The sequence below is a fragment of the Streptomyces telluris genome (assembly GCF_024519335.1).
Classification (GTDB): Bacteria; Actinomycetota; Actinomycetes; order Streptomycetales; family Streptomycetaceae; genus Streptomyces; species Streptomyces telluris.
The window spans coordinates 1-362 of sequence record NZ_JANIID010000103.1; the positions used below are offsets into that span (position 1 = coordinate 1).

Annotated in this window: 1 protein-coding gene; it reads left to right on the plus strand. The window is 72.4% G+C overall.

What is annotated here, in order from left to right:
* Nucleotide 1: 1 nt before the first annotated feature.
* A partial coding sequence (locus NQU55_RS36290; protein WP_256791885.1) for a bifunctional ornithine acetyltransferase/N-acetylglutamate synthase occupies nucleotides 2-362 on the plus strand: 361 nt, incomplete at its 3' end.

The following is a 362-nucleotide window of genomic DNA, read 5'->3' on the forward strand; positions in this document are numbered from 1 at the left end:
TATCGCCGCCGGGATCAAGGAGAGCGGCAGCCCCGACCTGGCCCTCGTGGTCAACCAGGGCCCGCGCCTGGCGGCCGCGGGCGTCTTCACCTCGAACCGGGTGAAGGCCGCGCCGGTGTTGTGGTCGCAGCAGGTCCTCAAGGGCGGACAGGTCTCGGCCGTCGTCCTCAACTCCGGCGGTGCCAATGCCTGCACCGGGCCGGGGGGTTTCCAGGACACTCACGCCACCGCCGAGAAGGCGGCCGAGGTGTTGGGGCACAGCGCCGGCGAGGTCGCCGTCGCTTCCACCGGCCTGATCGGTGTCCGGCTGCCGATGGACAAGCTCCTGCCGGGCATCGAGAAGGCCGCCGCGGGGCTCTCCG